Source organism: Streptomyces sp. NPDC029216 (genome assembly GCF_040648015.1).
Lineage (GTDB): Bacteria > Actinomycetota > Actinomycetes > Streptomycetales > Streptomycetaceae > Streptomyces.
Genome location: NZ_JBEZWL010000243.1, coordinates 1 through 6,231, shown reverse-complemented (window position 1 = coordinate 6,231; position 6,231 = coordinate 1). Strand labels below are relative to the sequence as shown.

Genomic DNA, 6,231 nt, shown 5'->3' with positions numbered 1-6,231 from the left:
GCGAGGCGGTGCGCGGCCACGGCCACGGACACGGACACGGCCACGGCCCCGGCCACGGCCCCGGACACGACCAGCCGAGCGCCCACGCCCCCGCCGCTGGGACCTGGAAGGGCTCTACGACCCCGACCCGGACACCCGGGGCACCAGCCACGTCCGCGCAGGCGGATTCCTCGACGGCATCGACCTCTTCGACGCCGGCCTCTTCGAGATCTCGCCCCGCGAGGCACTCACGATGGACCCCCAGCAGCGGATCCTCCTGGAATCCTGCTGGGAGACCTTCGAACGGGCCGGCATCGACCCCACCTCGCTCAAGGGCAGCCGGACCGGGGTGTTCACCGGCGTCATGTACCACGACCACTCCGCCCTGCTCCAGCAGGCGGTGGAGGACGTCGACGGCTACATCGGCACCGGCAGCGCGGCCAGCGTGGTCTCCGGCCGGGTGTCCTACACCTTCGGCCTCGAAGGGCCGGCCGTCACCGTGGACACGGCCTGCTCCTCCTCCCTCGTCGCCCTGCACCTGGCAGTGCGGGCCCTGCGCCAGGGCGAATGCGACCTGGCCCTCGCGGGCGGCGTCACCACCATGCTCACTCCCACCTCCTTCGTGGACTTCAGCCGCCAGCGCGGCCTGGCCGCCGACGGCCGCTGCAAGCCCTTCGCGGCGGCCGCCGACGGCACCGGCTGGGGCGAGGGCCTCGGCATGCTCCTGGTGGAGCGGCTCTCGGACGCCCGCCGCAAAGGCCACCCGGTCCTCGCGGTGGTCCGCGGCTCGGCCGTCAACCAGGACGGCGCCTCCAACGGCCTCACCGCACCCAACGGCCCCTCCCAGCAGCGGGTCATCCGCCACGCCCTCGCCGACGCCCGGCTGAGCCCCGCCGACGTGGACGCGGTGGAAGCCCACGGAACGGGCACCACCCTCGGCGACCCGATCGAGGCCCAGGCCCTCATCGCCGCCTACGGACAGGGCCGTTCGGCGCAGCAGCCCCTCTGGCTGGGCTCGCTGAAGTCCAACATCGGGCACACCCAGGCCGCGGCCGGCGTCGGCGGAGTCATCAAGATGGTCGAGGCCATGCGCCACGGCCTGCTCCCCAGGACCCTGCACGTGGACTCCCCGACCCCGCACGTCGACTGGTCCTCCGGCGCGGTCCGCCTGCTCACCGAGCCCGTCCCGTGGACGGCGGGCAACCGGCCCCGCAGGGCCGCCGTCTCCTCGTTCGGGTTCAGCGGCACCAACGCCCACATCGTCCTGGAGGAACCGCCGCACCCGGAGCCGCAGCCCGACCCCGGTCGGGAGCCGGTCGTCCGTCCCGCCACCGGGTGCACGCCCGTGCTGCTGTCCGGGAAGAACGCGGCCGCCCTGCGCGGGCAGGCCGCCCGCCTGCTGCGCCACACCGCCGAGCACCCCGGACAGTCCCTCGCCGACCTCGGCCTCTCCACGGCGACCACCCGGGCCGCACTGGACCACCGCGCCGCGATCGTCGCCTCGGACCCCGAAGGGCTGCGCCGGGCCCTGGACCTGCTGGCGCGGGGCGAGAGCACCGCCGACACCGCGGACAGCAGCGCGGCGACGGGCGTGGTCCTGCCCCGCAGCCGGACCGCGTTCCTCTTCTCGGGCCAGGGAAGCCAGCGCCCGCACATGGGACGCGCACTGCACGCCGCCTTCCCCGTGTTCGCCGAGGCCTTCGACACCGTCTGCGCCGCCCTGGACCCGCACCTCGAACTCCCCGTGAAGGAGGTGGTGTTCGGCACGGACGCCGACCTGCTGAACCGGACGGGCCACGCACAGCCGGCCCTGTTCGCCCTCCAAGTGGCGCTGTTCCGGCTGATGGAGTCCTGGGGCGTGCGCCCGGACCTGCTGGCCGGGCACTCGGTGGGCGAGTTCGCGGCCGCCCACGTGACCGGGGTGTTCTCCCTCGACGACGCGGCCCGCCTGGTGGCCGCCCGCGCCCGGCTCATGCAGGCCCTGCCCGCCGGGGGAGTGATGGCCGCCGTCGAGGCCACCGAACAGGAGGTGCGGGAGCTGCTGTCCGGGTACGAGGACCGGGCCGGCGTCGCCGCCGTCAACGGGCCCGCCTCCGTGGTGGTGTCGGGCGCCGCCGAGGCCGTGGCCGCGGTGGTCGACCGGCTCGCCGCCCAGGGCCGCAAGGTCAGGGAACTGCCGGTCTCCCACGCCTTCCACTCCCCGCTGATGGCCCCGATGCTGGACCGGTTCCGCCAGGCCTTCGAGGGCGTCTCCTTCGGAACCCCGGCCGTGCCCGTCGTCTCCACCCTCACCGGCCGCCCGGTGCCGGCCGACGAGTTCCGCTCCGCCGACTACTGGGTGCGGCACGTCCGTGAGGCAGTGCGGTTCGCCGACGCGGTCGACTCCCTCGCCGCCGAAGGCGCGGGCACCTTCCTGGAGATCGGCCCCGGCGGTGTGCTGTCCGCCCTGGCCGCGAACCTCCTCGACGAGCACGCGGTCGTCGTCCCCGCCCTGCGCGCCGACCGGCCCGAGGACCTGGCCGTCACCACCGCCCTGGCCCGCCTCCACGTCCACGGCTCCCCCGTCGACTGGGCCGCCGTGTTCGCGGGCCGCGACGCCCGCCGCGTGGACCTGCCCACCTACGCCTTCCAGCGCGAGGAGTACCGGCTCGACACCCGGCCCGCCACCGGCGACCTCTCCGGCGCCGGCCTGCGCCCCGCCCACCACCCCCTGCTCGGCGCCGTCGTGACCCCGGCCCACGGCGAGGGCGTCCTGCTGACGGGCCGCGCGTCGCTCGCCACGCACCCGTGGCTCGCCGACCACCGCGTGCTCGGCAGCCCCCTCCTGCCGGGCACCGCCCTGGTCGAGCTGGCCATCCGAGCCGGGGACCAGGTGGGTTGCGGCCGGATCGAGCAACTCACCCTGGAGGCACCGCTCGTCCTGCCCGCACAGGGCGGGGTGCAGCTCCAGGCCGTCGTCGACGCCGCCGACGCCGACGGCCGGCGCGGCGTGCGGCTCTACTCCCAGCCGGACGCGGCACTCGCCGCCGACGCCTGGACCTGCCACGCCTCCGGTCTGCTGGCGCCCGCCCCCGCAACCGTCCCGGACCCCTCCGCGCTCACCCCGTGGCCCCCGGCCGGCGCCGAACCCGCCGACCCCGCAGCCCTCTACGACCGTATGACCGGCCTCGGCCTGGAGTACGGGCCCCTGTTCCGGGGGGTCCGGGCGGGCTGGCGGCGCGGCGCGGAACTCTTCGCCGAGATCGCCCTGCCCGACGGAACCGACACCACCGGATTCGGCCTGCACCCCGCGCTCTTCGACGCCGCCCTCCACACCGCCGGCCTCGGCGACACCGGCCCGCACGCTGACGGGCCCCGTATCCCCTTCGAATGGAACGGGGTGACCCTGCACGCGACCGGAGCCACCACGCTGCGGCTGCGCCTGGCCCCCGCCCCGGACGCGGAGGACGCCGTCACGCTGCTCCTCGCGGACGGCGCCGGCCGGCCCGTGCTCTCCGTGGACTCCTTGGTGCTGCGGCCCGTGGCGGCCGAGCAGCTGGCCGCCGCCGCTACCGGCGGCGACGGCCTCTTCCGCCCGGTGTGGGTCCCGGTGGACCCCGCCGCCGGGAACGCCGCGCCCGCCCCGGCCACCCTGCTCGACTCGCTCCAGGCCCTGCGCGCCGAGGACGCTCCGGTCCCCGAGACGGTGGCGGTCACGGTCGCCGCGACGGCCGGGGGGCACACCACCGGGGCGGACCCGGCCGACCGGCCCGCCGAGGCGGCGCGGGCCGCACTCGCCCTCGTCCAGGAATGGCTCGCGGACGCACGCTTCGCCGCCTCCCGCCTGCTGGTCGTCACCCGCGGTGCCGTCGCCACCGGCCCGGCGGAGGGCGCCGACCCGGCACAGGCCGCCGTCTGGGGGCTGGTGCGCTCGGCGCAGTCCGAGAACCCCGGCCGTTTCCTCCTCCTCGACACCGAGGCCGACACCGAGGCCGACACGGAGACCGCCGCCGAGGCCGATACCGGGTGCGGCGCCGCGGGCGTGGACCCGGGCCTGCTCGCCGCCGCTGCCGCCACGGGCGAACCGCAGCTGGCGGTGCGCGGGCAAGCCCTGCTCGTCCCCCGCCTGGTACGCGCCGACACGCCGGCGACCGGACAGGAAACCGGGGCGGCGGAGCCCGGCCCGGCCCCTACGTTCCCGCCGCACGGCACCGTCCTGGTCACGGGCGCCTCCGGCACGCTGGGACGCCTGGTGGCCCATCACCTCGTGGCCCGGCACGGCGTCCGCAGGCTGCTGCTCCTCAGCCGCAGCGGCCCCGGCGCGGAAGGCGCACAGGAGTTCGCGGCCGAACTCGCCGCCCGGGGAGCCGTGGTGGACACCGTCGCCTGCGACGTGGCCGACCGGCAGGCGCTGGCCGCCCTGCTGGCGGCGCTCCCCGCCGAGCACCCGCTGACCGCGGTCGTCCACGCGGCGGGCGTCACCGACGACGGCGTCGTCCCCGCCCTCACCCCCGAGCGGATCCAGGGCGTGTTCGCACCCAAGGTGGCGGGCGCCCTCCACCTGCACGAGCTCACCCGCGACCTGGACCTCTCCGCCTTCGTCCTGTTCTCCTCGGCCGCCGGCCTCTTCGGCAACCCCGGCCAGGGCAACTACGCCGCCGCCAACGCCGCCCTGGACGCCCTCGCCCAGCAGCGCCGCGCGGCCGGCCTGCCCGGAGTCTCCCTGGCCTGGGGCCTGTGGGCCCGCAGCAGCACCCTCACCGCCGACCTCGCCGAGGCCGACCGGCGCCGCATCGGCCGCTCCGGACTCCTCGCCCTGGAGACCGACGAGGGCCTCGGACTCCTCGACCGCGCCCTCGGCTCCGCCGAACCCCTGCTCGTACCCGTCCGCTGGGACCTGCCCGTCCTGCGCGAGCAGGCCCGCGCGGGCACCCTGCCCGCCCTGCTGCGGGACCTGGTCCCCACCCCCGTACGCCGCACCGAGGCCACCACGGCCACCGCGCACGACGGCACCCGCTCCGCCCTGGCGGAGCGACTGGGCGCCCTGCCCGAGGCGGGCCGGACCGCCCTGCTGGTCGACCTCGTCCGTACCCACGCCGCCGCCGTACTGGGCCACGGCCGCCCCGAATCCGTCCAGGCCGGGCAGGCCTTCCGGGAACTCGGCTTCGACTCGCTGACCGCCGTCGAACTGCGCAACCGGCTCGCCTCGGCCACCGGCGTACGCCTCCCGGCCGGCCTGGTCTTCGACCACCCCACCCCGGACGCCCTCGCCCGCCACCTCCTGGCCCGGCTGACCGACGCCCCCCGGACCGGAAGCGGCACCCGCACGGCCGCCCCCGCCGGAACCACCACGGACGAACCCGTCGCCATCGTCGCCATGGGCTGCCGCTACCCCGGCGGAGTACGCTCCCCCGAGGACCTGTGGCGGCTGCTCACCGCGGGCACCGACGCCATCGCCGGCTTCCCCGAGGACCGCGGCTGGGACCTCGACCTGCTCTCCGCGAGCGGCGGCACCACCGGATCCAGCAGCACCCTCCGGGGCGGATTCCTCTACGACGCGGCCGAGTTCGACGCCGCCTTCTTCGGGATCTCCCCGCGCGAGGCCCTCGCCATGGACCCCCAGCAGCGGCTCCTCCTGGAAACCTCCTGGGAGGTGTTCGAACGCGCCGGCATCGACCCGGCCACCCTGCGCGGCTCCCGGACCGGCGTGTTCACGGGCGTCATGTACCACGACTACGCCTCCTCCCTCCAGACGGTGCCCGAAGGGGTCGAAGGCTTCCTCGGCACCGGCAACTCGGGCAGCGTCATCTCGGGCCGGCTCTCCTACACCTTCGGCCTGGAAGGGCCCGCGGTCACCGTCGACACGGCCTGCTCCTCCTCCCTCGTCGCCCTGCACCTCGCCGTCCAGGCCCTGCGCCAGGGCGAATGCTCCATGGCCCTGGCGGGCGGGGTGACCGTGATGGCCGGCCCCGGCGCCTTCATCGAGTTCAGCCGCCAGCGCGGACTGGCCGCCGACGGCCGCTGCAAGGCCTTCTCCGCCGGAGCCGACGGCACCGGCTGGGCGGAAGGAGTGGGCGTGCTGCTCGTGGAGCGGCTCTCGGACGCCCTGCGCAACGGCCACCCGGTCCTCGCGGTGGTCCGCGGCTCGGCGGTGAACCAGGACGGGGCCTCGAACGGCCTCACCGCCCCCAACGGCCCCGCCCAGCAGCGGGTGATCGAACAGGCCCTGGCCAGTGCCGGGCTCTCCGCCGCCGACGTGGACGTGGTCGAGGC

1 pseudogene is annotated in these 6,231 nt (G+C 76.4%); it reads left to right on the top strand.

From position 1 onward, the window contains the following. Window positions 1-91: 91 nt before the first annotated feature. Window positions 92-6,231 (top strand): annotated as a pseudogene (locus tag AB0F18_RS38015) (type I polyketide synthase); the annotation flags it as partial.